We start from the raw sequence: 22,494 nt of genomic DNA on the forward strand, positions 1-22,494 counted from the left end.
CGTCAGTGCTTGGTGACGAGCTCCCAGCCCTCGACGTCCTCCGGGCTGCGCGGCGCCGGGCCGACGTACTTGGCCGACGGCCGCACCAGGCGCCCGGTGCGCTTCTGCTCCAGGATGTGCGCGGCCCAGCCGGCGGTGCGGGCCGAGCTGAACATCGCGGGCATCATGTGCGGCGGGACCTGGGCGAAGTCCAGGATGACCGCGGCCCAGAACTCGACGTTGGTCTCGATCGGGTGATCCGGACGCCGCTCGCGCAGCTCCTTCAGCGCGGCCTGCTCCAGCGCGGCGGCCGCCTCGTAGCGGGTCGCGCCGAGCTCCTGGCAGGTCCGCCGCAGCACGCGCGCCCGCGGGTCCTCGGCCCGGTAGACCCGGTGGCCGAAGCCCATCAGGCGTTCCTTGCGGTCGAGGATGCCCTTGACCAGGCCCACCGGGTCGCCGGTGCGCTCGACCTCTTCGATCATCGGCAGCACGCGCGCCGGGGCACCGCCGTGCAGCGGGCCGGACATGGCGCCGATGGCCCCGGACATGGCCGCCGCCACGTCCGCGCCGGTGGAGGCGATGACGCGGGCGGTGAAGGTGGAGGCGTTGAGGCCGTGCTCGGCGGCCGACACCCAGTAGGCGTCCAGCGCCTTGACGTGCGCCGGGTCGGGCTCGCCGCGCCAGCGGACGAGGAACCGCTCGGTGATCGAGTGGGCCTCGTCGACGCGGGTCTGCGGGACCGCGGGCTGGCCGATGCCGCGCGCCGACTGGGCGACGTAGGACAGCGCCATCACCGAGGCGCGGGCCAGCTGCTCGCGGGCCTCTTCGTCGGTGATGTCGAGCAGCGGGCGGTACCCCCAGATCGGGGCGAGCATGGCCAGCGCGGCCTGGACGTCCACCCGGACGTCACCGGTGTGCACCGGCAGCGGGAACGGCTCGGCGGGCGGCAGGCCGTGACCGAACCGGCCGTCCACGAGGAGGCCCCAGACGTCGCCGAAGGTCACCTTGCCGGCGAGGTCCTCGATGTCGACGCCGCGGTAGCGCAGGGCACCGCCGTCCCGGTCGGGTTCGGCGATTTCGGTGTGGAAGGCGACGACGCCCTCCAGACCCGGTCGGAAGCCGTCGTCGGGTTGGCCGGACGGCTGAGGCTTGCTGATCGTGGAGGTAGTCACTGTTTCGCGGGACCTTTCGGTGCGCTTTTTCCCCGGCTGGTTGGTGCTGGTCGCGCGGTTGGAGGAAGCGCACGGAACGCGCGCCACATCGCACGGATGGATAGACCTTGCTCTCTTGACCGGCCAGTGGCAATCGAAAGAAGCGGTGGTTTCGGTCACGATTACGAGAACGATTCAGTCACACGTCCGGCCAGGCCGGAGAATTTTCACCACTCAGTGTGACGAAGCCCAGGTAAATCCTGTGTTTCCGAACCAGGCGCCGCCGCGTTTCGGGTGATAGACCTAGCGCATGCACCTCAGCCCGCAGGAGCGCGACAAGCTGCTCATCCACGTGGCGGCCGACGTCGCGCGGAAGCGGCTGGACCGCGGCGTCCGGCTCAACTACCCCGAGGCGGTCGCGCTCATCACCGACCACGTCCTCGAAGGCGCCCGCGACGGCCGCACGGTCAGCGAGCTGGTGGCCAGCGGCCGGACCGTGCTCTCCCGGGCGCAGGTGCTCGACGGCGTGCCCGAGATGGTCGACTCCGTGCAGGTCGAGGCCACCTTCCCGGACGGCACGAAGCTCGTCACCGTGCATGACCCGATCGTGTGAGGAGCAGGATGCGCCCTGGCGAGATCATCCCCGGCGAGGAGCCGGTCGAGCTGAACCCCGGCCGCGCCCGCGTCCGGCTGCTGGTGCGGAACCTCGGCGACCGGCCGGTGCAGGTCGGCTCCCACTACCACTTCGCGGCCGTGAACCCGGGCCTCGAGTTCGACCGGGAGGCCGCCCGCGGCCACCGGCTCGACGTCCCGGCCGGGACGTCGGTGCGGTTCGAGCCGGGCGTGGAACGCGAAGTCGATCTTGTTCCACTGGCCGGAGCGCGGCGCGTGCCCGGTCTGCGGTCCGAATTCGCTGGAGACTTCTGATGCCGCAGATCGATCGCGAGCGCTACGCCGAGCTGTTCGGCCCGACCACCGGCGACCGGATCCGGCTCGCCGACACCGACCTGCTGATCGAGGTCACCGAAGACCGCTCGATGGGCTCCGGCGGCTCCGGCGACGAGGTGCTCTTCGGCGGCGGCAAGGTCATCCGCGAGTCCATGGGCCAGGGCACGGCGACCCGGGCCGAGGGCGCGCCCGACCTGATCATCACCGGTGCGGTGATCCTCGACCACTGGGGCGTCGTCAAGGCCGACGTCGGCGTGCGCGACGGCCGGATCGTCGGCATCGGCAAGGCGGGCAACCCGGACACGATGGACGGTGTCGACCCGGCCCTGGTCATCGGGCCGTCCACCGAAGTGCTGTCCGGCAACGGCAAGATCCTCACCGCGGGCGGCATCGACTGCCACGTCCACTTCATCTGCCCGCAGCTCGTCGACACGGCGCTGGCCGCCGGGCTGACCACTTTGGTCGGTGGCGGCACCGGGCCGAACGAGGGCACGAAGGCCACCACCGTCACGCCCGGCGCGTGGAACCTCGGCCGGATGCTGTCCGCCATGGACGGTTACCCGATCAACGTCCTGTTGCTGGGCAAGGGGAACACGGTCCGGCACGAGGCGCTGCGCGAGCAGCTCGCGGCCGGTGCCGGCGGGTTCAAGCTCCACGAGGACTGGGGCACCACGCCGGCCGCCATCGACGCGTGCCTGACCGTCGCCGACGAAGCCGGTGTCCAGGTGGCCATCCACACGGACACGCTGAACGAGGCCGGCTTCCTGGAGTCCACTGTGGACGCCATCGGTGGCCGGTCGATCAACGCCTACCACACCGAAGGGGCCGGCGGCGGGCACGCGCCGGACATCATCCAGGTCGTCTCGCTGCCGAACGTGCTGCCGTCGTCGACCAACCCGACCCGCCCGCACACCGCCAACACCCTCGACGAGCACCTCGACATGCTGGTGGTCTGCCACCACCTCAACCCGTCGGTGCCCGAGGACCTCGCCTTCGCCGAGAGCCGCATCCGGCCGACCACGATCGCCGCCGAGGACGTGCTGCACGACATGGGCGCCATCTCGATGATGAGCTCCGACTCGCAGGCGATGGGCCGGATCGGCGAGGTGATCATCCGGACCTGGCAGACCGCGCACGTGATGAAACGCCGCCGCGGCGCGCTGCCGGGCGACGGCGCGGCCGACAACCTGCGTGCGCGCCGCTATGTCGCCAAGTACACGATCAACCCGGCCATCGCGCACGGCATGGAGACCGAAATCGGCTCGGTCGAGGTCGGCAAGCTCGCGGACCTGGTGTTGTGGGAGCCGAAGTTCTTCGGCGTCCGCCCGCACGTCGTGCTCAAGGGCGGCTTCCCGGCGTGGGCGGCGATGGGCGACGCGAACGCGTCCATCCCGACGCCGCAGCCGGTCATGGCGCGCCCGATGTTCGGTGCGAACATCGGCGCGGCGCTGAGCCTGCACTTCGTGGCGCCGTCCGCTTTGGACAGTGGACTGCGGGATACGTTCGGCATCACCCGGCCGCTGGTCGCGGTGTCGAACATGCGCGCGCGGACGAAGGCGGACATGGTGCTCAACGACACCACGCCGGACGTGCGGGTCGAGCCGGACAGCTTCGCGGTGCACGTCGACGGCGAGCTGGTCGAACCGCAGCCGGTGACGGAACTGCCGATGGCGCAGAGGTACTTCCTGTTCTGATGGACCTTTCGGCGCTGATCCTCGCGGACTCCCGTTTTCCCGGCGGCGGGCACGTCCACAGTGGCGGGTTGGAGGAGGTCGTCGCGCGGAAGCTGGTGACTTCCGTGCGGGACCTGCCGGGGTTCCTGTCCGGCCGGTTGCGGACGGCGGGCTTCCTGGCGGCGGTGTTCGCCGCGGCTTCCGCGCACGCCGCCGCCGGACCGGGAAACTGGTCGCTTTTGGACAGTGAGCTGGATGCGCGCACTCCGTCGCTCGCGCAACGGGAAGCGTCCCGGGCGCAGGGCCGCGGGACCGCGCGGGCGGGGCGGATCGCGTGGCCGTCACCGGTGCTCGACGCGTTGCTGGCCGAGACGCCGCGGCCGCACCACCCGATCGTGCTGGGCGCACTGGTCGGCGTGGCGGGTGGCTCGCCGTACGACGCCGCCATGGCGGCCGCCTACCTGTCGGTGAGCGGGCCGGCGAGTGCGGCCGTGCGGCTGCTGGGGCTGGATCCGTTCGCCGTCAACGCGGTCGTGGCGCGGCTCGATCTCGCTTCGGTCTGTTCGGCCGCGGCGGCGGTGGCGGGAAACGACCCGGCGTCGCTGCCGTCGCCGGGGTCGCCCGCGTTGGATCTGTTCGCCGAGGCCCACGCCCGGCACCACCAGGAAGAGGTGCGTCTCTTTGCCAGCTGAAGGTCACGGCCACGGTCACGGCCACTTCCACGAAGTGAACTTCGACCCGACGGCCGCGGAACCCGACCACTACGACGCGGCGCCGACGGCCGGGCGTGCCTACCGGATCGGCATCGGCGGCCCGGTCGGCTCGGGCAAGACGGCGCTGACCGCGGCGCTGTGCCGCGCTCTCGGCGACGAGATCCGCCTCGCCGTGGTGACGAACGACATCTACACGACCGAAGACGCGGACTTCCTGCGCCGCGCGGGCGTGCTGGACCCCGAGCGGATCGAGGCGGTGCAGACCGGCGCCTGCCCGCACACGGCGATCCGCGACGACATCACCGCGAACCTCGACGCGGTCGAGCGGCTGGAGGAGAAGTTCCCCGGCCTCGAGCTGGTGATCATCGAGAGCGGCGGCGACAACCTGACGGCGGTGTTCAGCCGCGGCCTGGCGGACAGCCAGATCTTCGTGGTCGACGTCGCGGGCGGCGACAAGGTGCCGCGCAAGGGCGGCCCGGGTGTCACGACGGCGGACCTGCTGGTGATCAACAAGATCGACATCGCCCACCTGGTGAACGCGGACATGGCGGTGATGACGTCGGACGCGCACCGGATGCGCGGCGAGCTGCCGGTGATCACCCAGTCCCTGGTGGACACCCCGGACGCGCCGGCGGTCGCCGACTGGGTCCGTTCCCTGCTGTGAAGGCCCACGCCCGGCTGACCGCGTGCTTCGACGGCACGCGCACGGTGCTGCGGGAGCTGTGCTCGATGGCGCCGCTGACGCTGTTCCCGCGCCGCCGGTCCGGGTCGACGGCGGTGGTGCACCTGGTCAACTCGGCGACCTCGCCGCTGGGTGGGGACGACCTGACCCTGTCGATCCACGTCGGCCCCGGGGCGTCCCTCCGGGTGTCCGGCGTGGCGGCGACCCTGGCGCTGCCCGGCCTGCACGGTGAAAGCTCTCTGTCCACAGTGGAAGTCGTGGTCGAAGCGGGCGGTTCGCTGGAGTACCTGCCGGAGCCGACGGTGGTGACCGCGCGGGCGCGGCACCGCGCGGTCTTCCGGGCTTCGCTGGCCGCCGATGCGTACTTGCACACCCGGGAGGTGCTGGTGCTCGGCCGCGCCGGGGAGAGCGCGGGTTCTCTGGTGACCACGCTGGACGTGGTCCGGGCCGGGGTGCCCGTGCTCCGGCAGACGCTTCCGGTCGGGGACTCCGGGTTGGACGGTAGCTTGGCGGTGCTGGCGGGCCGCCGGGTGCTGGCCACGGACCTGGTGGTCGGCGGGCCCGAGCTCCCGGCGGAGTCGGGTGAGTGGTGGTCCCGCAGCCCCCTCGCTGCGGGCGGCACCCTCACCACTTCCCTCGCGCCGGATGCGGTCACCGCGCTCCGCCCGTTCTGAGCAGCCCCCGTTTTCCACGCTACCGGGGGCCACCGACAGTTCTCAGAACTTCGTGCCCAGCCAGGTCATCGCCGCCGGGCCGCCGATCGACACCCCGCCGATGTGTTCCAGCAGCGGGAACTCCTGCCACGTCACCTTCGCGCCGAGGGAGTTCCAGCGATCGCGCAGTGCCGTTCCGACGCTGAACGGGATCAGCTCGTCCAGCGTTCCGTGGTACAGGTACACCGGCGGCTTGGGTGCGGTCGTGCCCAGGTGGTTCTGCGTCAGGCGGGCCTGCCAGCGCGGGTCGTGGATCGGGTCCGGCACCGTCACGAAGTCCTGCAGGTGCGCGAACGGCGCCGCCGCCCCCAGCTCGATGGTGCACGCCTTCGACACGCGGGCCACCGCCTCGCGGCCGCGGTCGTTCAGGATCGACGCGAACGGCACGTCCGGGTACGCCGCCGCGAAGCCCGTCGCCGCGCCGAGGACCAGGCCGAACGCCGCGCCGCCGTCGTTGGCCGCGAACACCGCGTTCAGGTCCGCCGGGACCCCGCCGGCCGCCACGCCGACCACGTTCAGCGAAGGTGCGTACGTGGCCTGCAGCTCGGCCGCCCACGCGGCCGCCTGGCCGCCCTGCGAGTAGCCGAACACGCCCACCGGACCGGCCGGGGACAGCCCGGCGCCGGTCACCTGCGCCGCGGCGCGGGCCGCGTCGAGCACCGCGCGGCCTTCGGACTGCCCGACCGCGTACGTGTGCGTGCCCGGCGTGCCGAGCCCTTCGTAGTCGGTGACGACGACCGCCCAGCCCTGCGTGAGCGCCTGGGCCAGCAGCGCGCTTTCGTTCTCGACCCCGTGGGCCAGCAGGTTCGAGGGCGCGCACTGGTCGCCGAGGCCGTGCGTCCCGACCGCGTAGGTGACCAGCGGTCGCGGGCCGCCGCGCAGCCACGGCGTCGGCGGCACCAGCAGCGTGCCGGAGACGGCGTTCGGCTCGCCGGTCGCCGACGTCGAGCGGTACAGCAGGTGCCAGGCCTTGACGGGGGCCGGGAACGGGCCGACGAACACCGTCGTCGGCTGCTGTTCCAGGAGGACGCCCGGATCCGCGTGTGCGGAGGGGGTGGCTGTCACGAAAAGGAGCGCGACGGCGACCACTAACCGACGAAGCATCGTTGCCTCCGGCTGTTCGGTGAGATCGGCACACTGTGGTAATCGAGATTTTCACAACTTAACCAGCCCGGTAGGATCCGGCAATCCCTCAGAAGGAGGACACAACCGTTGGCTCGCACGTACGGCGGCGTCGCACCCGAACAACGTCGCGCCGACCGCCGCGAGCGGCTGCTCACGGCCGGCCTCGAGCTGTTCACCACCGCCGGCTTCCGGCAGACGAAGATCACCGAGATGTGCGCCCGCGCCGGCGTCTCGACGCGGAACTTCTACGAGGAGTTCAGCAGCAAGGAGGACGTGCTGCGCACCCTCCACGACCGGATCAACAGCCTCGCGCTGGAGCACGTCACCGCCGCGCTCGACAAGGTCGCCGAGGCCGACGCCATGACCCGCATCGCCACGCTGCTCGACGTCTTCATCGACACGGTCACCGTGGACCCCCGCCTCCCGCGGCTCAACTACGTCGAAGCCGTCGGCGTCAGCGCGGAGCTGGAGGAGCAGCACCAGGTGTGGGTCGACCGCTGGGCGACCTTCATCGAAACGGAGGCGCGGCGCGCGGCCGCCCACGGTGTCGCACCCGACCGCGACTACCGGCTGACGGCGATCGCGCTGGTCGGCGCGGCCACCGGGCTGCTGCGCGAGTGGCAGGCGCACGAGCCGCCGCTGCCGGTGGAGGACGTCGGCGCCGAGCTGCGCGCGCTGATGCTGGCGGCCATCATGCGGCCCGGAAAAATCTTGGGGATCCCGGGCAACCCCGGCGGGTCCTCCGGCGTGGAACAGTCGAGCCGGGAGGGGGATCCGGGGGGAAGCCGGCTCACGTGAGGGCCCTTCCCCGGCGAGTGCCGGGAAAGGGCCCTCGCGGACATCACGTGGTGCGGACGGTCGGCAGGCCGAGCGAAACCGGGCCGGCCGTCTGGCACACGTCGTGGCAGGTGTTGTCGAGCGTGCAGCACAGCGAGCAGATCGGGCCGTCCTGCTTCGCGCAGTCGGCGACGTCGGGCAGTTCGTACGGGTCGCCGCAGGTCGAGCAGGTGTGCGTCGCGCGCAGGTCGACATCGCTGTCCGGGCCGGCGACCGTGTTCGGCCGCGCGATGTAGTACTTCCCCTTCGTCACGACGGCCAGCGTCGGCACCAGCACGATCGCGATGACCAGCGCGAGCAGCGGGCTGAACGCGGCCAGGAACTGCCCGAACGCGCCGAAGTACGCCACGATCGACACCGCCGAAGCGACGACCATCGCGCCGAACCCGACCGGGTTGATCTTGTGCAGGTAGGCCCGCTTGAACTCGATGTAGCGCGGGGACAGGCCCAGCGGCTTGGCGATCACCAGGTCGGCGCAGACGGCGCCGATCCACGCGATGGCGACGTTCGAGTAGAAGCCGAGGATCTTGTTCAGGAAACCGAACGCGCCGAACTCCATCAGCGCGAGCGCGATCCCGCAGTTGACCAGCACGTACCAGACCCGGCCGGGGTGCTTGTGCAGCATGCGGGAGAAGAAGTTCGCGAACGACAGCGAGCCGGAGTAGGCGTTGGTGGTGTTGATCTTGATCTGCGAGACGACGACGAACAGCGCGGCGAACGTCAGCGCGACCGGCCCGAGCGCGGGTTTCACCGCTTCGAGGTAGGGCGCGATCGGCTCCAGCGCGTGCGTCTTCCCGACGACGCCGAGCGCGAGGAAGGCCAGCAGCGCGCCGCCGATCTGCTTCGCGGCGCCGAGGATCACCCAGCCGGGGCCGGCCGCGAGCACCGCGGCCCACCACGACCGCTTGTTCTCCGCGGTCTTTTCGGGCATGAACCGCAGGTAGTCGGCCTGCTCGCCGATCTGTCCGATCAGCGACAGCGCGACACCCATGCCGAAGCCGAACCCGATCGCCGAGAACCCGGCGCCGGCGCCCTCCGTACCCCCGAAGTGGGTGAATTCCGCGAACTTGCCGGGCTCCCGGACCAGCACGACGACGAACGGCAGCACCAGGCCGGCGATCCACAGCGGCTGCGTCCAGGTCTGCATCTTCGCCACCGCGCCCATGCCGTAGAGCGCGAAGGGCAGCACGATGAGCGTGGCCAGCAGGTAGCCGATGGGCAGCGGGATGCCGAGGGCGAGCTCGAAGGCCTGGCCCATGATCGAGCCTTCGAGCGAGAAGAAGATGACCGTGAAGCTCGCGTACACGAGCGACGTCAGCGTCGACCCGAAGTAGCCGAAGCCGGCTCCGCGGGTCAGCAGGTCCATGTCCACTCCGGACTTCGCGCAGGCGGCCGCGATGGGCACGCCGGTCACGAAGATGACGACGGCTGCGGCGAGGATCGCCAGGACGCCGGAGGTGAAGCCGTAGGAGAGGACGATGCTGGCGCCGATCGCGAAGTCGGCGAGGTAGGCGATGCCGCCCAGCGCCGTCGTCGCGACGACGAACGGTGACCATTTCCGGAACGAATGAGCGGCGAAGCGAAGCGAGTAGTCCTCGCGGTTCTCGTTGGCCGCGAGCGGGGCGTAGCGGCGTTTCGGCGGGGCGCTCTCTTCTGCGTTGGACAGGATCTCGGTCATGCCTGCCTCCGGGGTGGTGGGGAACGGGCCGAAGGTAGGTGCGTCCTGTATCGATCCTGGTCCGGCGGGTAACGCGGGGGTTACACCTTGTTGTCCAGCGGTTACGGGCAGGTGGCGCGCACGAGGTGGCGGGTGTCACCGTTCAGTGGGTTCCGCTGCCGCTCGTGAAGCCTTAACGTGCGCAGGAGCCGAAGTGACAGCTGCCCCGACCGGGTACGGGAGGTTTGGCGATGATGCCGGAGATCGAGGACCAGGTGGAAGACGCCGTAGTGCGCCTGCCGGGAATGCGCGTCGCCTACGACGGCGCGGCGTTCGACGAATCCGCGCTGGCGGCCACCTGGACCGACCAGCTGCAAGGCTGGTTGAACCAGGCCGTGGCCGCCGGCATCGCCGAACCGAACGCGATGGTGCTGGCGACGGCGGACGCCGAGGGCCGCCCATCGTCCCGCACGGTGCTCTGCAAGGGCCTCGACGACCGCGGCGTGGTGTTCTACACGAACTACACGTCCTCGAAGAGCCACGATCTGACGGCGACCCGGTACGCGTCGGTGACGTTCCCCTGGTACGCGCTGCACCGCCAGGTCCACGTCCGCGGCGAGGTCGAGAAGGTCGGCGTCAAGGAGACGGCGGAGTACTGGGCCCAGCGGCCGCGCGGTTCGCAGCTCGGGGCGTGGGCGTCACCGCAGTCCCGGGTGGTCGACGGCCGCCGCGCGCTGGACAACGCGCTGAACGGGATCGAGCGCCGGTTCGCGGACGTGGAGCACATCCCGGCCCCGCCCCACTGGGGTGGCTGGCGGATCCGCCCGGACCTGGTGGAGTTCTGGCAGGGGCGGGAAGACCGCATGCACGACCGGCTGCGGTATGTGCGGAACGACGATGGGTGGCACATCGAGCGCGTCGCCCCCTGATCCAAGCGCCCAAGGCGGCCTTGGGCGCGTTGGGGCGCTTGCGGGGCGAGGTAAATCACGCGACTCCGGATACTTAGCCCCGCTAAGCTGATGTGTCGTGACTGGTGAACCGGGGACGCTGCCGCCCCGCTCGGGCATCCGCAAGCTCCTCGGGCGCGTTGTCGTCGACACGCGGCCGCTCAAGATCGCGGCCTTTCGGCGGCTGTGGCTGTCCACTGTGGTCACCGCCGTTGGTACCCAGCTCACCGCCGTTGCCGTGCCCAAGCAGGTCTTCGACCTCACCGGGTCCTCCGCCTACGTCGGCCTCACCGGGCTCGTCGCCCTGCTTCCGCTGCTGGTCTTCGGGCTCTGGGGCGGCGCTGTCGCCGATGCCGTCGACCGGCGGAAGCTGCTGCTGGTCACCAACGTCGGTGTCGCCATCACCTCCGCCCTCCTCTGGCTCCAGGCCTTCGCGAACTTCGGGTCCGTGTGGCTCGTCCTCGGGCTGCTCGCCGTCAACCAGGCCTTCTTCGCGATCAATATGCCCACCCGTGGCGCCGTCGTCGCGCGGCTCGTGCCCGCCGGGCTGCTGCCGTCCGCGAACGCCCTCAACACCACGATGTCCACCTTCGGCGCCGTCTTCGGGCCGCTGCTCGCCGGGGCGCTGATCCCCGTCCTCGGCCTCTCCACCCTCTACCTGATCGACGTCGTCGCCCTGACCGTCACGCTCTTCGCCGTCTGGCGGCTGCCGTCCATCCCGCCGCTCAACGGGCCCTCGCGCCGCGCCGGGGTCCGGGACGTCGTCGACGGCTTCAAGTACCTCGCCGGGCAGAAGATCCTGCTGGCCTCCTTCGTCGCCGACATCATCGCCATGGTCTTCGGGATGCCGCGGGCGCTGATCCCGGAGATGGCCGAACGCACCTTCGGCGACCCGCCCGGCGGCGGCCCCGCCCTCGGCTGGCTCTACGCCGCCCTGCCGCTGGGCGCGATGCTGATCGGGTTGTTCTCCGGGTGGCTGACGCGCATCCACCGCCAAGGCGTCGCGGTCGTCGTCTCGATCTGCGCGTGGGGCGCCGCGGTGGCCGGGTTCGGGCTCGCGCACTCGCTCTGGCTCGCCGTCGTCTTCATGGCGCTCGCCGGGGCCGCGGACATGGTCAGCGCCGTCTACCGGATGGCGATCCTGCAGGTCGCGACCACCGACGAGATGCGCGGCCGGCTCCAGGGCGTCTTCACCGTCGTCGTCGCCGGCGGGCCCCGGATCGCCGACCTCACCCACGGCTGGGGCGCCGCCGCGTTCGGGACCACGGCCGCGGCGACCGGCGGTGGGCTGCTGGTCATCGTGCTCGTCTGCGCGTCGATGTTCGTGCTCCCGGCCTTCTGGCGATACCGGGCACCGGCGATCTAGGTAGGGTGCGAGCATGCGTACCCTTGTTGTCGCTTTTGTCGCTTTCGCCGCGCTGACCGCCTGCTCTTCCGGGGACGAGCCGTCCAAGGCACCTTCGACCTCCGCCCCCGCCCCGAAGCCGGCGCCGAGCACGAACGCCGCCGCCGCGTCGCTCGACCCGTGCAAGCTGCTCCCCGCGGAGGCCGTCTCCAAGGCGCTGTTCCTCGACAACCTCAAGGCGGTCCAGGGCCCGGTCCAGGACAACGCGGCCAACGGCGGCAAGGCCCGCAACTGCGAGTACCAGCACGACGGCAAGGCCGCGGGCAAGCTCGCGGTGACCCGCTACGAGGGCAAGAAGGGCAAGCCCGCCGAGATGCTCGCGGCGATCAAGAAGGCGAAGCCGGGCGCGCAGGACGTCCCGGGCTTCCCGGAGGGCGCCGTCTATTACGTCGACGGCCAGCAGGCCGCGACCCTCGTCTCGGGCGAGCTGGTGGCGGGTACGCCGGTGCTGGTCAACTACACCGGCCCGGCGAAGCTGACGCCGGAGCAGCTCGCCCCGCTCGTCAAGCAGGCCCTCGCCGCCGGCTGATCACGCCCAGCCGGACTTCGCCACCATCCGAACCTCTCGCCGCCGGGTTCGGATGGGGCGGAAGATCATCCGGTTCTGTGGATCACCGGCTTGTCACTCACCGGCTTGTCACTCATCGGCGCAGCGCGGCCAGCTCGACCGGGCTGTGCGCCGAGAACACCGTGACGTCGTCCTGGTGGGTCCGCGCCAGCTCGTGCAGCCGGGCCAGGTTCTCCAGCCGCGGCCCGCGCAGCGTCTGGACGATGTTCTGGAACGCCGTCAGACCCGGTGGGCAGTGCGGGGCGACCGGGTCCAGCTGCCCGTGGAAGAAGTACGCGTCGCCGGCGTGCAGGAGCCAGCCGTCGCCGGTGTCGACCGCCACGCCCGTGTGGCCGCGGGTGTGGCCGGTGAGCGGGACCAGCAGGATCTCCTCGGGCAGGCCCTTGAGCGACCGGACCGCCTCGAAGCCGAACCACGGCTCGCCCGTCTCGTCGTAGGTGCTCCACAACGGGCGGTGCGCGAACTGGGCCGCCCGGTAGCGGTTCTTCTCCGCCGCGTTCGCCGGGGCCGTCGCCGCGCGGTGCTCCTCGGACCGGACGTGGACGACGGCGTTCGGGAAGTCGGCCAGCCCGCCCGCGTGGTCGACGTCCAGGTGCGTCGCCACGATGTGCCGGACGTCGGCCGGGTCGAGGCCCAGCGCCTCGATCTGCGCGACGGCCGTCTCGGCGGCCACGGGCTTCGCGCCGACCAGCGCCAGGAACGGACCGCCCAGCCATTCGCCGGGACGCGCCACGCCCTGGCTGCCGAACCCGGTGTCGACCAGCACGAGGCTGTCACCGGTCTCGATCAGCAGGCAGTGGGCGACCAGCTCGGCCCGCCGGAGCAGGCCGGGCTCGCCGTCGAGCAGCTTGCCGCCCACCGGGCGCATCGATCCGCAGTTGAGGTGGTGCACCTTCATACGCTGCTCCTGGTGCTCAGCCGGAGGAACTGGGTCTCGTCGTGCGCGGCGAAGACGGTGACCTCCTCGCCGTGCTCCTGAACAAGCTGGCGCAGGCGGCGGTGATTGTCCAGCCGGGCACCCTTGACCGTCTCCATGTGGCCCTCGAACCACTTCAGCCCCGGCGGGCAGCCCGGCGCGGCCGGGTCGACCTGCCCGTGGAAGAAGTACGAGTCACCCGCGTTGAGCAGCCAGCCGTGCCCGGTGTCGACGGCGATCCCGGCGTGGCCGCGCGTGTGCCCCGAGAGCGGGATCAGCAGGATCTCCTCCGGCAGGCCTTCGAGCGAGCGGACCGCGTCGAAGCCGAACCACGGCTCACCGCTGTCCGCATAGGTCGTCCACTGTGGACCATGAGCGAACTGGATCCGGCGGTACCGGCCGCGTTCGTCGGCCCGCGGGTCGGTGAACGCCCGCAGCTCCTCGGCGTAGACGTGCACGCGCGCCCATGGGAAGTCGATGAGCCCGCCGGCGTGGTCGAGGTCGAGGTGGGTCAGCACGATGTCGCGGACGTCCGCCGGGTCGAAGCCCAGCGCGCGGACCTGCGCGATCGCCGTCTGCGCCGGGTCGGCGATCGGGTTGGACTGGCGGACGAACCCCGCGCCCAGCCAGGCGTTGCGGTCGACCGCGGCCGGTGTGCCCATGCCGGTCTCGACGAGCACCAGTCCGGTGCCGGTCTCCAGCAGCAGGCAGTGGCAGACCATGGTGGCGCGCCGGAAGAGGCCCGGCCTGCCGTCGATCAGCTTGCCGCCCAGTGGGCGCATGGTGCCGCAGTTCAGGTGGTGGACGCGCATCAGGCGAACTCCCGGTCGAGGGTGGCGTGCAGGTGGGTGGCGACCGCGCGCAGCGGCGCGAGGTCGCGGCGGGTGCGGGCCAGCAGCAGCCCGCCTTCGATCGCGGCGAGCACAACGGTGGCGAGGTCGTCCGCCCGTTCGGCGGTAAGTCCCTGCCTGGCGAAGTATTCACCGAGGACGCCGTGCCAGGACGCGTAGCCGTCCACGCAGGCCTCCCGGATGGGTTCGCTCGTCCCGGCGGCGTCGAGGGCCACTGTCGCGAGTGGACACCCGCGCTGGAAGCCCGATCCGGTGAGGAACCCGCCGAGCGCCTCGACCGCGCGCTCGATCGCCGTCGCGGGGTCGGGGGCGTCGGCCAGGACGGCTTCGAGCAGGGTGCCCGTGCGCTCGCTCGAAAGCCGGACGGCTTCGGCGGCGAGCTGCTCCTTGCCGCCGGGGAAGTGGAAGTAGAGCGACCCCTTGGGCGCGCCGCCCGCCGTCGTCAGCTGGGTGAGGCCGGTGGCGTGGTAGCCCTGGGTCTGGAACAGGTCGGCGGCGGTGTCGAGCATCCGCTGCCGCGTGTCGGTGCGGCGAACCATGACATGACCGTAGCGCAAACTATGACGACCGGTCTAGTGACTTCGCCGCTCGGTAAGGTCGGTGCATGGGCAACCCGACCGGTCAGCAGTTCGAGATCACCCGCGGCAACGCGCGCGCCGTCGTCACCGAAATCGGTGCCGGCCTGCGTGCGTTCGAAGTCGGCGGCGTGCCGTACGTCGAGGAGTTCCCCGAGGACGCGAAGCCGCCGATGGGCGCCGGGCAGGTGCTGCTGCCCTGGCCGAACCGGACCAAGGGCGGCCGGTGGACGTTCCAGGGGGAGACCCAGCAGCTCGAGGTCACCGAGGAGGCGCGCGGCAACGCCATCCACGGCCTGACCCGCCACCTGGAGTGGGAACTGCTGGAGCACGCCGAGTCGTCGGTCACCCTGGCCGTCGACGTCGAGGTGCAGCCGGGCTGGCCGGTGCCCCTGCGCGCGACGGTGACCTACGAAGTCGCGCCGCGCGAACTGGTGGTCACCCACGAGATCCGCAACGAAGGCGAGCAGCCGATCGGCGTCGGCGTCGGCACGCACCCGTACTTCCGGATCGGCGACGTCCCCACCGACGAGCTGACCCTCGCGCTGCCCGCGAGCCGCGTCCGGCCGTCCCGGCCCGAAGAGCAGATGCCCTACGCCGAGGAGCAGGACGTCGAGGGCACGGAGTACGACTTCCGCGCCGGCCGCGTGCTGGCAGGCGTCAACCTGGACACGGCGTTCGGCGGCCTCGCGGCGGCCGAAGACGGCCGGCACCACATCGTCCTGAGCCACGACGGCCGGGAACTGCTGGTCTGGACCGGCCCCGACTTCCGCTGGGCGCAGGTGTTCACCCCGGACGACCTGGTCGGCCGCGGCCGCGCGGTGGCGATCGAGCCGATGACCTGCCCGGCCGACGCGCTCAACACGGGCACCGACCTGATCGAGCTGGAGCCGTCGGCGTCGTGGTCGGGCAGCTGGGGCATCCGGGTCCGGTGATCCGGCTGGGTCCTGCCGACGCGGGCGAGGTGCTGACGCTGCAACGGGCCGCGTACGTCACCGAGGCCAGGGCGCACGGCGACCTGGACCTGCCGCCGCTGCTGGAGACGCTGGAGCAGACACGGGCGGCGCTCACCGGGCTGTCGTGGGGCGTGCGCGAGGGCGGCCGCCTGGTGGCCTCGGTGCGGCTGACGGTGACCGAGCCGGTCGGGGTGATCGGCCGCCTGGTCGTCGCCCCGGACCGCCAGGGCTTCGGGCTGGGCGGGTCGCTCCTGCGGTTCGCCGAGTCGGCGGCCCCGCCGGAAGTGACGCTGTTCCGGCTCTTCACCGGCTCGAAGAGCGTGGTGCCGTTGCGCCTGTACGCCAAGCACGGGTACCGGGAGACCCATCGGACGCCGGAGAACAACCACGAGCTGGTGCACTTGGAGAAGGCCCGCGTGCGCGACCCCGGGTGAGTTCGTTAGCGTGGCGAACTATGGCGAAGGCAATTGTCGGGGGCTACGTCGTCCCCATCGACGGTGATCCCATCGAGGGTGGCACGGTCCTGATCGACGGCGGCAAGATCGTCGCGGTCGGCACCGAGGCCGACGTCGACATCCCGGAAGACGCCGAACTGGTCGACGCGGCCGGCACCTGGGTGCTGCCCGGCTTCATCGACGCCCACGCCCACCTGGGCGTCCACGAGGAGGGCGAGGGCTGGTCCGGCAACGACACCAACGAGATGACCGACCCGAACGGTGCCCGCTTCCGCGCCGTCGACGGCATCGACCCCTACGAGCCCGGCTTCGACGACGCGCTCGCGGGCGGCGTCACGAGCGTCGTCATCAAGCCCGGCTCGGGCAACCCGATCGGTGGCCAGACGATCGGCGTCAAGACCTGGGGCCGCAGCATCCTGGACATGATCTTCGCGGAGCACGTCAGCGTGAAGAGCGCGCTCGGCGAGAACCCGAAGCGCGTGTACGGCGAGAAGAAGCAGACGCCGTCGACGCGCCTCGGCGTCGCGGCGATCCTGCGCGAGGCGTTCACCAAGGCCCGCAACTACCAGGCGAAGCGCGCGCACGCGGAGTCCGAGGGCAAGCCGCACGAGGTGGACCTGACGCTGGAGACGCTTTCAAAGGTCCTCGACGGCGAGCTGTACTGGGACCAGCACGTCCACCGCGCGGACGACATCGTGACGGCGATCCGGCTGGCCGACGAGTTCGGCTACAAGCTGGTGATCAACCACGGCACCGAGGGCCACCTGATCGCGGACCTGCTGGCTTCGCGCGACGTGCCGGTGATCCTCGGCCCGCTGTTCACCACGAAGTCGAAGGTCGAGCTGCGCAACCGCACGCTGCGTTCGGCCGGCATCCTGGCCCGCGCGGGCGTGAAGATCGCGATCACGACGGACCACCCGGTGATCCCGATCAACTTCCTGGTGTACCAGGCGGCCTTGGCGGTCAAGGACGGCCTCGACCCGGCGACGGCACTGCGTTCGCTGACCGTCAACCCGGCGTCGATGCTGGGGCTGGACGAGCAGATCGGCTCCCTGAAGCCGGGCCTGGACGCCGACGTGGTGCTGTGGTCGGGCGACCCGCTGGACGTGATGAACCGCGCGCTGCGGGTCTTCGTCCGCGGCGACGAGGTCTACCACTTCGACGAGTCACTGGGCGAGGGTGTGTCGAAGGACCGCCGGTACCGGGAGGCCCGCTGAGTTTCGGGTGGCACGCCGGTGACCGGGCGGTTCCGGCGTGCTGCCCGATCAGTCGAGGAGTGCGTTCAGGTCGAGCTCGACCGGGAACGGGACGTCGGTGGTGAAGGTCCCGGTCCGGCCGACGCCCTCTCAGGGGACCAAACCGTCGAGATCCAGCTTCACCGGAAACGGCACATCCGTGGTGAACACCCCCGAGACCGCCGGCGCATCGACATACCCGGTACCGCCGCCCCGGCACGCGACCAGCGACACCGGCTCGGCGGGATCCACGATCCAGTAGTGCGGGATCCCCGCGTCGGCGTATTCGTCCCGCTTCACCCGGCAATCCGTGCGCCGGGAACCCGGCGCCACCACCTCGGCCACCAGAACCACGTCCTTCGCGCGCAGCAGGCCCTCCGCGCGACCGAACGCGGCCCGGTCGAGGACCAGCAGGTCCGGACGGCGGGCGAAGCCGGGCCCGCCGTCCGGGGACAACCCCAGATCCAGATCATTGGCGACGACGAACGCCAGCCCGGGCGGCAGCTGCCGCTCGATGGCGGCGGCCAGCAGACAGACCGCCAGGTCGTGGCGGCGGCCGGAGCCGGGCGAGGTGACCACGCGGCCCTCCACCAGCTCCGTGAAACCGGTGCCGTCGAAGGCCGCGTACTCCTCGATGGTCAGCAGGGGCATGGGACAACGCTATCCGTCACCGAAGCGCGACACCGGTCGCTGAACCGGGCTACGCGTTCTTCAGCTCCCGCGCGATGACCACCCGCTGGATCTGGTTCGTCCCCTCGAAGATCTGCGGCACCTTCGCCTCCCGCATGTACCGCTCCACCGGGAAGTCCCGCGTGTACCCGGCCCCGCCGAGAACCTGCACGGCGTCCGTCGTCACCTTCATCGCGCCGTCGGTCGCCACCAGCTTGGCGATCGACGCCTGGCGCTTGAACGGCATCCCGCGGTCCCGCCGCCGGGCCGCGTCCAGGTACAGCGCCCGGGACGCCTCGACCGTCGCGGCCATGTCCGCCAGCAGGAACTCGACGCCCTGGAAGTCGATGATCGGGCGGCCGAACTGCGAGCGCCCCTTCGCGTACGCCACCGCTTCGTCCAGCGCCGCCTGCGCGAGGCCCACCGCGCACGCCGCGATCCCGAGCCGCCCGGAGCTCAGCGACGACAGCGCGATGCGGAGGCCGGCGCCCGGGTCGCCCAAGAGCCGGGAAACCGGTACGCGGGCGCCGTCGAAGATCATCTGGGCCGTCGGGGAGCCGGTCAGGCCCATCTTGCGCTCCCGCGGCGCCGCCGAAAGGCCTTCGGTGGCGCCGTCGACCAGCAGGCACGAGATCTCGGAGTCGCCGGTGCGGACCATCGTCGTGTAGAAGTCCGCCACCCCGGCGTGGGTGATCCACGCCTTGGTGCCGTTGACGACGTAGTCCGAGCCGTCGAGCCGCGCGCGCGTCGACAGCGCCGCCGCGTCGGAGCCCGCCTGCGTCTCCGACAGCGCGTACGCACCCAGGAGCGAGCCTTCGAGCATGTCCGGCAGCCACCGGTCGCGCTGCTCGTCGGTGCCGTACTCCGCGAGCGCGTAGCAGGACATCGTGTGCACCGAGAGCCCGACGCCGACCGTCATCCACGCTGCCGCGATCTCCTCGAGGACCTGCAGGTAGACCTCGTACGGCACCTCGCCGCCGCCCCACCGTTCGCTGTACGGCAGGCCCAGCAGCCCGGATTTGCCGAGCAGGCGGAACTGCTCGCGCGGGAACTGCTCGGCTTCCTCGGCCGCCGACGCCCGCGGGGCCAGCTCGTCGCGCGCGATTTCCCTGGTCAGCGCGACCAGGTCCTCGGCTTCCGAGGAAGGCAGCAAGCGTTCGGCGGGCATCCTTGTCCTCCAAAAGCGGTACTGAAAACAGTACTGTGGGCTCGTTCAGAGTACAGTACGGCACGACTGGGGGTCGCCGGAAGACGTAGGAGATAGTGAGCCGATGCGCCCCGAAACCCGCCGACGGCCGACCGCCCGCCAGCAGGTGCTGCTGGGCGACCTCGAGGCGCTCTTCCTGGCCGAGGGCTTCGCCGCCTTCACCCTGGACGACCTCGCCGGCCGCCTGCGCTGCTCGAAGTCGACGCTCTACGCGCTCGCGCCCAGCAAGGAGCAGCTCGCCGTCAAGGTCGTCACCCGGTTCTTCCGCGGCGCCGCGGAGCGGATCGAAGAGCGCATCGCCGGGATCGACGACGCCCGCAAGCTCATCGGCGAGTACCTGGCCGGCGTCGCCGAACACCTGAACCGGGCGTCGCCCGCGTTCATGCGCGACCTCGCCGAGTTCGGCCCGGCGCGCGAGGCCTACCAGCTCAACAGCCGGTTCGCCGCGCGTCGGCTCCGGCAGTTCATCGACCGCGGGGTCGCCGACGGGGTGTTCCGCGACGTGCACGCCCGGCTGGTGGCCGAGATGACCGGGCTGATCATCGAGGGCATCCAGACCGGCGTGCTCGCCCAGCGGACCGACGTCTCCGACGCCGACGCGTTCACCGCTTTGGGCGAACTGCTGCTGGGTGGTCTCAACAAATAGCGGACAGGAATTGTCAGCCGGAACTCGATTAAACTGCCGCGCGTGATCGTCGTAGGCGGAGAAGCTCTGGTCGACCTGGTTCCCGGCGACCCTCTTGATTCCACTGTGGACGGTGGGCTGCGCGCGCTGCTGCCCCGGCTGGGCGGTGGGCCGTACAACGTCGCGCTGGCCGCCGGGCGGCTCGGCGTGCCGGCGGCGTTCCTGTCCCGCGTCTCCACCGACCGCTTCGGCGAAGCGATGGTCGAGCGCCTGCACGCTTCCGCCGTCGACACCTCGCTGCTGCAGCGCGGCGACGAGCCGACGACGCTGGCCGTCGTGGCGCTCGACGCCAAGGGAGCCGCGCGCTACACCTTCTACGTCGAGGGCACCGCGGACCGGCTGGTCGCGGACCCCGGCCCGCTGGCCGAGGATGTGACAGCGCTCTCACTCGGCACGCTCGGCATGGTCCTCGAGCCCGGCGCTTCGGCGTACGAGGCGATGCTGCGGCGCGAAGCGGCCCGCGGCGTGCTGACCGTGCTCGACCCCAACATCCGCGAGGCGCTGATCGTCGACCCGGCCGCCTACCGGGCCCGGTTCGCGTCCTGGCTGCCGGACGTCCGGCTGCTCAAGATCTCCGACGACGACGCCGCATGGCTCACCGAAGGCGCCGACCCGGTCGCCGCCGCGAAGACGTGGATCGAGTCCGGTGTGGACGCCGTGGTGCTCACCCGGGGCGCCGACGGGCTCTCGGTGATCACCGCCGCAGGTGAGCTGGCCCACGTGCCCTCGCGCAAGGTCACCGTCGTGGACACCATCGGCGCCGGCGACACCGTGCACGGCGCGCTGCTGGCCTGGCTGCACACCCACGAGGCCGCCGACCTGGCGTCCCTCGACGCCGGCGCGTGGCGCGAAGCCCTCACCTTCGCGGCGAAAGCGGCGTCGATCACGGTGTCCCGCAGCGGCGCCGAGCCGCCCACGTCCGCCGATATGGCGGCCACCGTGTGAACCTGGTCCCAAAGGGGCCCTCCGGAGCAACGTCACCGCTGCGCGGAGGCGGGTTTCTCGACTAACGTTGAGGGGCATTCTTCATACCCCAGCGGGGCGGTGTGCAGCGAGGCGCCAGTGTTTCCTCGCGTGAACACGTGGCTACCTGTGGAACGTACAGGCGCCGCCGGCCCGTGCCCAACGTGAGAGGGACTTGCATGTCCGACGCGACGACTGCGGGGCAGTCCGGCGGCGAAACCGCGAAGCTGACCCTGCCGAGTGGCGAGCACGAGTTCAAGATCGTCCACCCGGTCGAGGGCGCGCCCGGGATCGAGCTGGGCAAGCTGCTGGCGCAGACGGGGTACATCACCTACGACCCCGGTTTCGTCAACACCGGTGCCGCGTCGTCCGCCATCGCCTACATCGACGGTGACGCCGGCATCCTCCGCTACCGCGGGTACCCGATCGAGCAGCTGGCGGAGAAGTCGACCTTCATCGAGGTCTCCTACCTGCTCATCTACGGCGAGCTGCCGACCCAGGCCCAGCTGGCCGACTTCACCGAGAAGATCCAGCGGCACACGCTGCTCCACGAGGACCTGAAGGCGTTCTTCAGCGGCTTCCCGCGCGACGCCCACCCGATGCCGGTCCTGTCGAGCGCGGTTTCGGCGCTGTCGACCTTCTACCAGGATTCGCTCAACCCGTTCGACGAGCCCAACGTGGAGCTGTCGACGGTCCGCCTGCTGGCCAAGCTCCCGACCCTGGCGGCGTACGCGTACAAGAAGTCCGTCGGCCAGCCGCTGCTGTACCCGGACAACTCGCTGGGCCTGGTCGAGAACTTCCTGCGGATGACGTTCGGCTTCCCGGCCGAGCCGTACGAGGTCGACCCGGAGGCCGCCAAGGCGCTCGACCTGCTGTTCATCCTGCACGCCGACCACGAGCAGAACTGCTCGACCTCGACCGTGCGCCTGGTCGGCTCGTCCGAGGCGAACCTGTTCGCGTCGATCTCGGCCGGCATCAACGCCCTGTTCGGACCGCTGCACGGCGGCGCGAACTCGGCGGTGCTCGACATGCTCGAGGGCATCCAGCGCGACGGCGGCGACGTCGCCAAGTTCGTCGAGCGCGTGAAGAACAAGGAAAAGGGCGTGAAGCTGATGGGCTTCGGGCACCGGGTCTACAAGAACTACGACCCGCGCGCGAAGATCATCAAGAGCACGGCGGACGAAATCCTCGGCAAGCTGAAGGGCGGCGACCAGCTGCTCGACATCGCCAAGAAGCTCGAGGAAACGGCCCTTTCCGACGACTACTTCGTTTCGCGGAAGCTGTACCCGAACGTGGACTTCTACACCGGCCTGATCTACCGGGCGCTGGGCTTCCCGACGAAGTTCTTCACGGTGCTGTTCGCGCTGGGCCGGCTCCCGGGCTGGATCGCGCACTGGCGCGAGATGATCAACGACCCGGCCACCAAGATCGGCCGCCCGCGGCAGATCTACACCGGCCACGCGACCCGGGATTACGTCCCGATGTCCGAGCGCTGATTCGATTCAAGCGCACAGGGTTTTTCGGGGGCTCCGGGTGGCGGGGCCCCCGGCCCGGGGCGAAGCCCCGGTTTAAACAGGGTCCCGC

The 22,494-nt window shown here is 71.0% G+C and carries 24 protein-coding genes; 16 read left to right on the forward strand and 8 right to left on the reverse strand.

What is annotated here, in order from left to right; translation table 11 throughout:
• Positions 1–2: 2 nt before the first annotated feature.
• Positions 3–1,151, reverse strand: a complete 1,149-nt coding sequence (locus tag ACWEGE_RS26715) for a citrate synthase 2 (protein WP_449663181.1) — start codon at positions 1,149–1,151, stop codon at positions 3–5.
• 289 nt (positions 1,152–1,440) lie between these two features.
• Here ACWEGE_RS26715 and ACWEGE_RS26720 point away from each other — a divergent pair, with 289 nt between their 5' ends.
• From ACWEGE_RS26720 to ACWEGE_RS26745, 6 genes are read left to right on the forward strand one after another with little or no spacing between them, the layout of a single operon-like run.
• Positions 1,441–1,743: an urease subunit gamma gene (locus ACWEGE_RS26720; protein ID WP_020641633.1), complete on the forward strand. Its 303-nt coding sequence runs from the start codon at positions 1,441–1,443 to the stop codon at positions 1,741–1,743.
• 8 nt (positions 1,744–1,751) lie between these two features.
• Positions 1,752–2,057 (forward strand): urease subunit beta, encoded by a 306-nt coding sequence (locus tag ACWEGE_RS26725; protein ID WP_378193812.1) that lies wholly within the window; start codon positions 1,752–1,754, stop codon positions 2,055–2,057.
• Positions 2,057–3,772, forward strand: coding sequence for an urease subunit alpha (locus ACWEGE_RS26730; protein ID WP_449663182.1), 1,716 nt, complete (start codon positions 2,057–2,059; stop codon positions 3,770–3,772). Before ACWEGE_RS26725 ends, ACWEGE_RS26730 begins: the two co-directional genes overlap by 1 nt.
• A complete protein-coding gene (locus ACWEGE_RS26735; protein WP_449663183.1) occupies positions 3,772–4,443 on the forward strand; it encodes an urease accessory protein UreF in 672 nt (223 codons plus the stop codon). The genes ACWEGE_RS26730 and ACWEGE_RS26735 overlap by 1 nt, the downstream gene beginning before the upstream one ends.
• Positions 4,433–5,128: an urease accessory protein UreG gene (ureG, locus tag ACWEGE_RS26740; protein WP_449663184.1), complete on the forward strand. Its 696-nt coding sequence runs from the start codon at positions 4,433–4,435 to the stop codon at positions 5,126–5,128. Before ACWEGE_RS26735 ends, ureG begins: the two co-directional genes overlap by 11 nt.
• Complete coding sequence (locus ACWEGE_RS26745; RefSeq protein WP_449663185.1) at positions 5,125–5,820, forward strand: urease accessory protein UreD; 696 nt, start codon at positions 5,125–5,127, stop codon at positions 5,818–5,820. Before ureG ends, ACWEGE_RS26745 begins: the two co-directional genes overlap by 4 nt.
• A gap of 42 nt (positions 5,821–5,862) precedes the next feature.
• On the opposite strand, the gene ACWEGE_RS26750 is transcribed toward ACWEGE_RS26745, so the two are convergent.
• The gene (locus ACWEGE_RS26750) at positions 5,863–6,963 is read right to left on the reverse strand and encodes a lipase family protein (protein WP_449663186.1); all 1,101 of its coding nucleotides are present in this window, start codon (positions 6,961–6,963) and stop codon (positions 5,863–5,865) included.
• Between the two features lie 108 nt (positions 6,964–7,071).
• On the opposite strand from ACWEGE_RS26750, the gene ACWEGE_RS26755 reads away from it, so the two are divergent.
• On the forward strand, positions 7,072–7,782 hold the full coding sequence (locus tag ACWEGE_RS26755) for a TetR/AcrR family transcriptional regulator (RefSeq protein ID WP_449663187.1): 711 nt from the start codon (positions 7,072–7,074) through the stop codon (positions 7,780–7,782).
• A 43-nt stretch (positions 7,783–7,825) separates the two neighbouring features.
• Here ACWEGE_RS26755 and ACWEGE_RS26760 read toward each other — a convergent pair whose 3' ends face one another.
• A complete protein-coding gene (locus ACWEGE_RS26760) occupies positions 7,826–9,499 on the reverse strand; it encodes a purine-cytosine permease family protein (RefSeq protein WP_449663188.1) in 1,674 nt (557 codons plus the stop codon).
• A 230-nt stretch (positions 9,500–9,729) separates the two neighbouring features.
• Here ACWEGE_RS26760 and pdxH point away from each other — a divergent pair, with 230 nt between their 5' ends.
• The 3 genes from pdxH to ACWEGE_RS26775 all read left to right on the forward strand — a co-directional run bounded on the left by pdxH (position 9,730) and on the right by ACWEGE_RS26775 (position 12,359).
• A complete protein-coding gene (gene pdxH, locus ACWEGE_RS26765; RefSeq protein ID WP_449663189.1) occupies positions 9,730–10,407 on the forward strand; it encodes a pyridoxamine 5'-phosphate oxidase in 678 nt (225 codons plus the stop codon).
• 118 nt (positions 10,408–10,525) lie between these two features.
• Entirely contained in the window at positions 10,526–11,791 is a 1,266-nt protein-coding gene (locus tag ACWEGE_RS26770) for an MFS transporter (RefSeq protein ID WP_449663306.1), read from the forward strand.
• Between the two features lie 13 nt (positions 11,792–11,804).
• On the forward strand, positions 11,805–12,359 hold the full coding sequence (locus ACWEGE_RS26775; protein WP_449663190.1) for a DUF3558 family protein: 555 nt from the start codon (positions 11,805–11,807) through the stop codon (positions 12,357–12,359).
• Positions 12,360–12,471: 112 nt separating this feature from the next.
• Here the strand turns inward: ACWEGE_RS26775 and ACWEGE_RS26780 are convergent, their stop codons facing one another.
• Genes ACWEGE_RS26780 through ACWEGE_RS26790 form a run of 3 tightly spaced genes read right to left on the reverse strand, consistent with a single transcriptional unit; the run spans position 12,472 to position 14,704 of the window.
• On the reverse strand, positions 12,472–13,296 hold the full coding sequence (locus ACWEGE_RS26780; protein ID WP_449663191.1) for an MBL fold metallo-hydrolase: 825 nt from the start codon (positions 13,294–13,296) through the stop codon (positions 12,472–12,474).
• Positions 13,293–14,126: an MBL fold metallo-hydrolase gene (locus ACWEGE_RS26785; RefSeq protein ID WP_449663192.1), complete on the reverse strand. Its 834-nt coding sequence runs from the start codon at positions 14,124–14,126 to the stop codon at positions 13,293–13,295. Before ACWEGE_RS26785 ends, ACWEGE_RS26780 begins: the two co-directional genes overlap by 4 nt.
• Entirely contained in the window at positions 14,126–14,704 is a 579-nt protein-coding gene (locus ACWEGE_RS26790) for a TetR/AcrR family transcriptional regulator (protein WP_449663193.1), read from the reverse strand. The genes ACWEGE_RS26785 and ACWEGE_RS26790 overlap by 1 nt, the downstream gene beginning before the upstream one ends.
• A gap of 65 nt (positions 14,705–14,769) precedes the next feature.
• On the opposite strand from ACWEGE_RS26790, the gene ACWEGE_RS26795 reads away from it, so the two are divergent.
• Genes ACWEGE_RS26795 through ACWEGE_RS26805 form a run of 3 tightly spaced genes read left to right on the forward strand, consistent with a single transcriptional unit; the run spans position 14,770 to position 17,368 of the window.
• Entirely contained in the window at positions 14,770–15,675 is a 906-nt protein-coding gene (locus tag ACWEGE_RS26795; RefSeq protein WP_449663194.1) for an aldose 1-epimerase family protein, read from the forward strand.
• Positions 15,642–16,130, forward strand: coding sequence for a GNAT family N-acetyltransferase (locus tag ACWEGE_RS26800; RefSeq protein ID WP_449663195.1), 489 nt, complete (start codon positions 15,642–15,644; stop codon positions 16,128–16,130). Before ACWEGE_RS26795 ends, ACWEGE_RS26800 begins: the two co-directional genes overlap by 34 nt.
• A gap of 20 nt (positions 16,131–16,150) precedes the next feature.
• Complete coding sequence (locus tag ACWEGE_RS26805; RefSeq protein ID WP_449663196.1) at positions 16,151–17,368, forward strand: amidohydrolase; 1,218 nt, start codon at positions 16,151–16,153, stop codon at positions 17,366–17,368.
• 129 nt (positions 17,369–17,497) lie between these two features.
• Here ACWEGE_RS26805 and ACWEGE_RS26810 read toward each other — a convergent pair whose 3' ends face one another.
• Together ACWEGE_RS26810 and ACWEGE_RS26815 are read right to left on the reverse strand one after the other, a co-directional pair.
• Positions 17,498–18,037 carry a Uma2 family endonuclease gene (locus ACWEGE_RS26810; protein ID WP_449663197.1) on the reverse strand — a complete coding sequence of 180 codons (540 nt, stop codon included), beginning with the start codon at positions 18,035–18,037 and terminating at the stop codon, positions 17,498–17,500.
• Between the two features lie 49 nt (positions 18,038–18,086).
• Positions 18,087–19,223: an acyl-CoA dehydrogenase family protein gene (locus tag ACWEGE_RS26815; RefSeq protein WP_449663198.1), complete on the reverse strand. Its 1,137-nt coding sequence runs from the start codon at positions 19,221–19,223 to the stop codon at positions 18,087–18,089.
• A 103-nt stretch (positions 19,224–19,326) separates the two neighbouring features.
• Between ACWEGE_RS26815 and ACWEGE_RS26820 the strand changes: the two genes are divergently transcribed.
• From ACWEGE_RS26820 to ACWEGE_RS26830, 3 genes are all read left to right on the forward strand, one after another.
• Positions 19,327–19,908, forward strand: a complete 582-nt coding sequence (locus tag ACWEGE_RS26820; protein WP_449663199.1) for a TetR/AcrR family transcriptional regulator — start codon at positions 19,327–19,329, stop codon at positions 19,906–19,908.
• Positions 19,909–19,950: 42 nt separating this feature from the next.
• Entirely contained in the window at positions 19,951–20,892 is a 942-nt protein-coding gene (locus tag ACWEGE_RS26825; RefSeq protein ID WP_449663200.1) for a carbohydrate kinase family protein, read from the forward strand.
• A gap of 197 nt (positions 20,893–21,089) precedes the next feature.
• On the forward strand, positions 21,090–22,406 hold the full coding sequence (locus tag ACWEGE_RS26830; RefSeq protein ID WP_449663201.1) for a citrate synthase: 1,317 nt from the start codon (positions 21,090–21,092) through the stop codon (positions 22,404–22,406).
• Positions 22,407–22,494 lie beyond the last annotated feature (88 nt).

This window comes from Amycolatopsis sp. NPDC004747 (assembly GCF_053601335.1).

Bases quoted from the DNA above. Each gene is read 5' to 3' on its own strand.
- ACWEGE_RS26735 (WP_449663183.1), top strand. From the start codon at position 3,772: ATGGACCTTTCGGCGCTGATCCTCGCGGACTCCCGTTTTCCCGGCGGC.
- ACWEGE_RS26750 (WP_449663186.1), bottom strand. From the start codon at position 6,963: ATGCTTCGTCGGTTAGTGGTCGCCGTCGCGCTCCTTTTCGTGACAGCC.
- ACWEGE_RS26790 (WP_449663193.1), bottom strand. From the start codon at position 14,704: ATGGTTCGCCGCACCGACACGCGGCAGCGGATGCTCGACACCGCCGCC.
- ACWEGE_RS26810 (WP_449663197.1), bottom strand. From the start codon at position 18,037: ATGCCCCTGCTGACCATCGAGGAGTACGCGGCCTTCGACGGCACCGGT.
- ACWEGE_RS26760 (WP_449663188.1), bottom strand. From the start codon at position 9,499: ATGACCGAGATCCTGTCCAACGCAGAAGAGAGCGCCCCGCCGAAACGC.
- ACWEGE_RS26795 (WP_449663194.1), top strand. From the start codon at position 14,770: ATGGGCAACCCGACCGGTCAGCAGTTCGAGATCACCCGCGGCAACGCG.
- ACWEGE_RS26780 (WP_449663191.1), bottom strand. From the start codon at position 13,296: ATGAAGGTGCACCACCTCAACTGCGGATCGATGCGCCCGGTGGGCGGC.
- ACWEGE_RS26720 (WP_020641633.1), top strand. From the start codon at position 1,441: ATGCACCTCAGCCCGCAGGAGCGCGACAAGCTGCTCATCCACGTGGCG.
- ACWEGE_RS26730 (WP_449663182.1), top strand. From the start codon at position 2,057: ATGCCGCAGATCGATCGCGAGCGCTACGCCGAGCTGTTCGGCCCGACC.
- ACWEGE_RS26830 (WP_449663201.1), top strand. From the start codon at position 21,090: ATGTCCGACGCGACGACTGCGGGGCAGTCCGGCGGCGAAACCGCGAAG.
- ACWEGE_RS26805 (WP_449663196.1), top strand. From the start codon at position 16,151: ATGGCGAAGGCAATTGTCGGGGGCTACGTCGTCCCCATCGACGGTGAT.
- ACWEGE_RS26785 (WP_449663192.1), bottom strand. From the start codon at position 14,126: ATGCGCGTCCACCACCTGAACTGCGGCACCATGCGCCCACTGGGCGGC.
- pdxH (WP_449663189.1), top strand. From the start codon at position 9,730: ATGATGCCGGAGATCGAGGACCAGGTGGAAGACGCCGTAGTGCGCCTG.
- ACWEGE_RS26775 (WP_449663190.1), top strand. From the start codon at position 11,805: ATGCGTACCCTTGTTGTCGCTTTTGTCGCTTTCGCCGCGCTGACCGCC.
- ACWEGE_RS26820 (WP_449663199.1), top strand. From the start codon at position 19,327: ATGCGCCCCGAAACCCGCCGACGGCCGACCGCCCGCCAGCAGGTGCTG.
- ACWEGE_RS26725 (WP_378193812.1), top strand. From the start codon at position 1,752: ATGCGCCCTGGCGAGATCATCCCCGGCGAGGAGCCGGTCGAGCTGAAC.
- ACWEGE_RS26815 (WP_449663198.1), bottom strand. From the start codon at position 19,223: ATGCCCGCCGAACGCTTGCTGCCTTCCTCGGAAGCCGAGGACCTGGTC.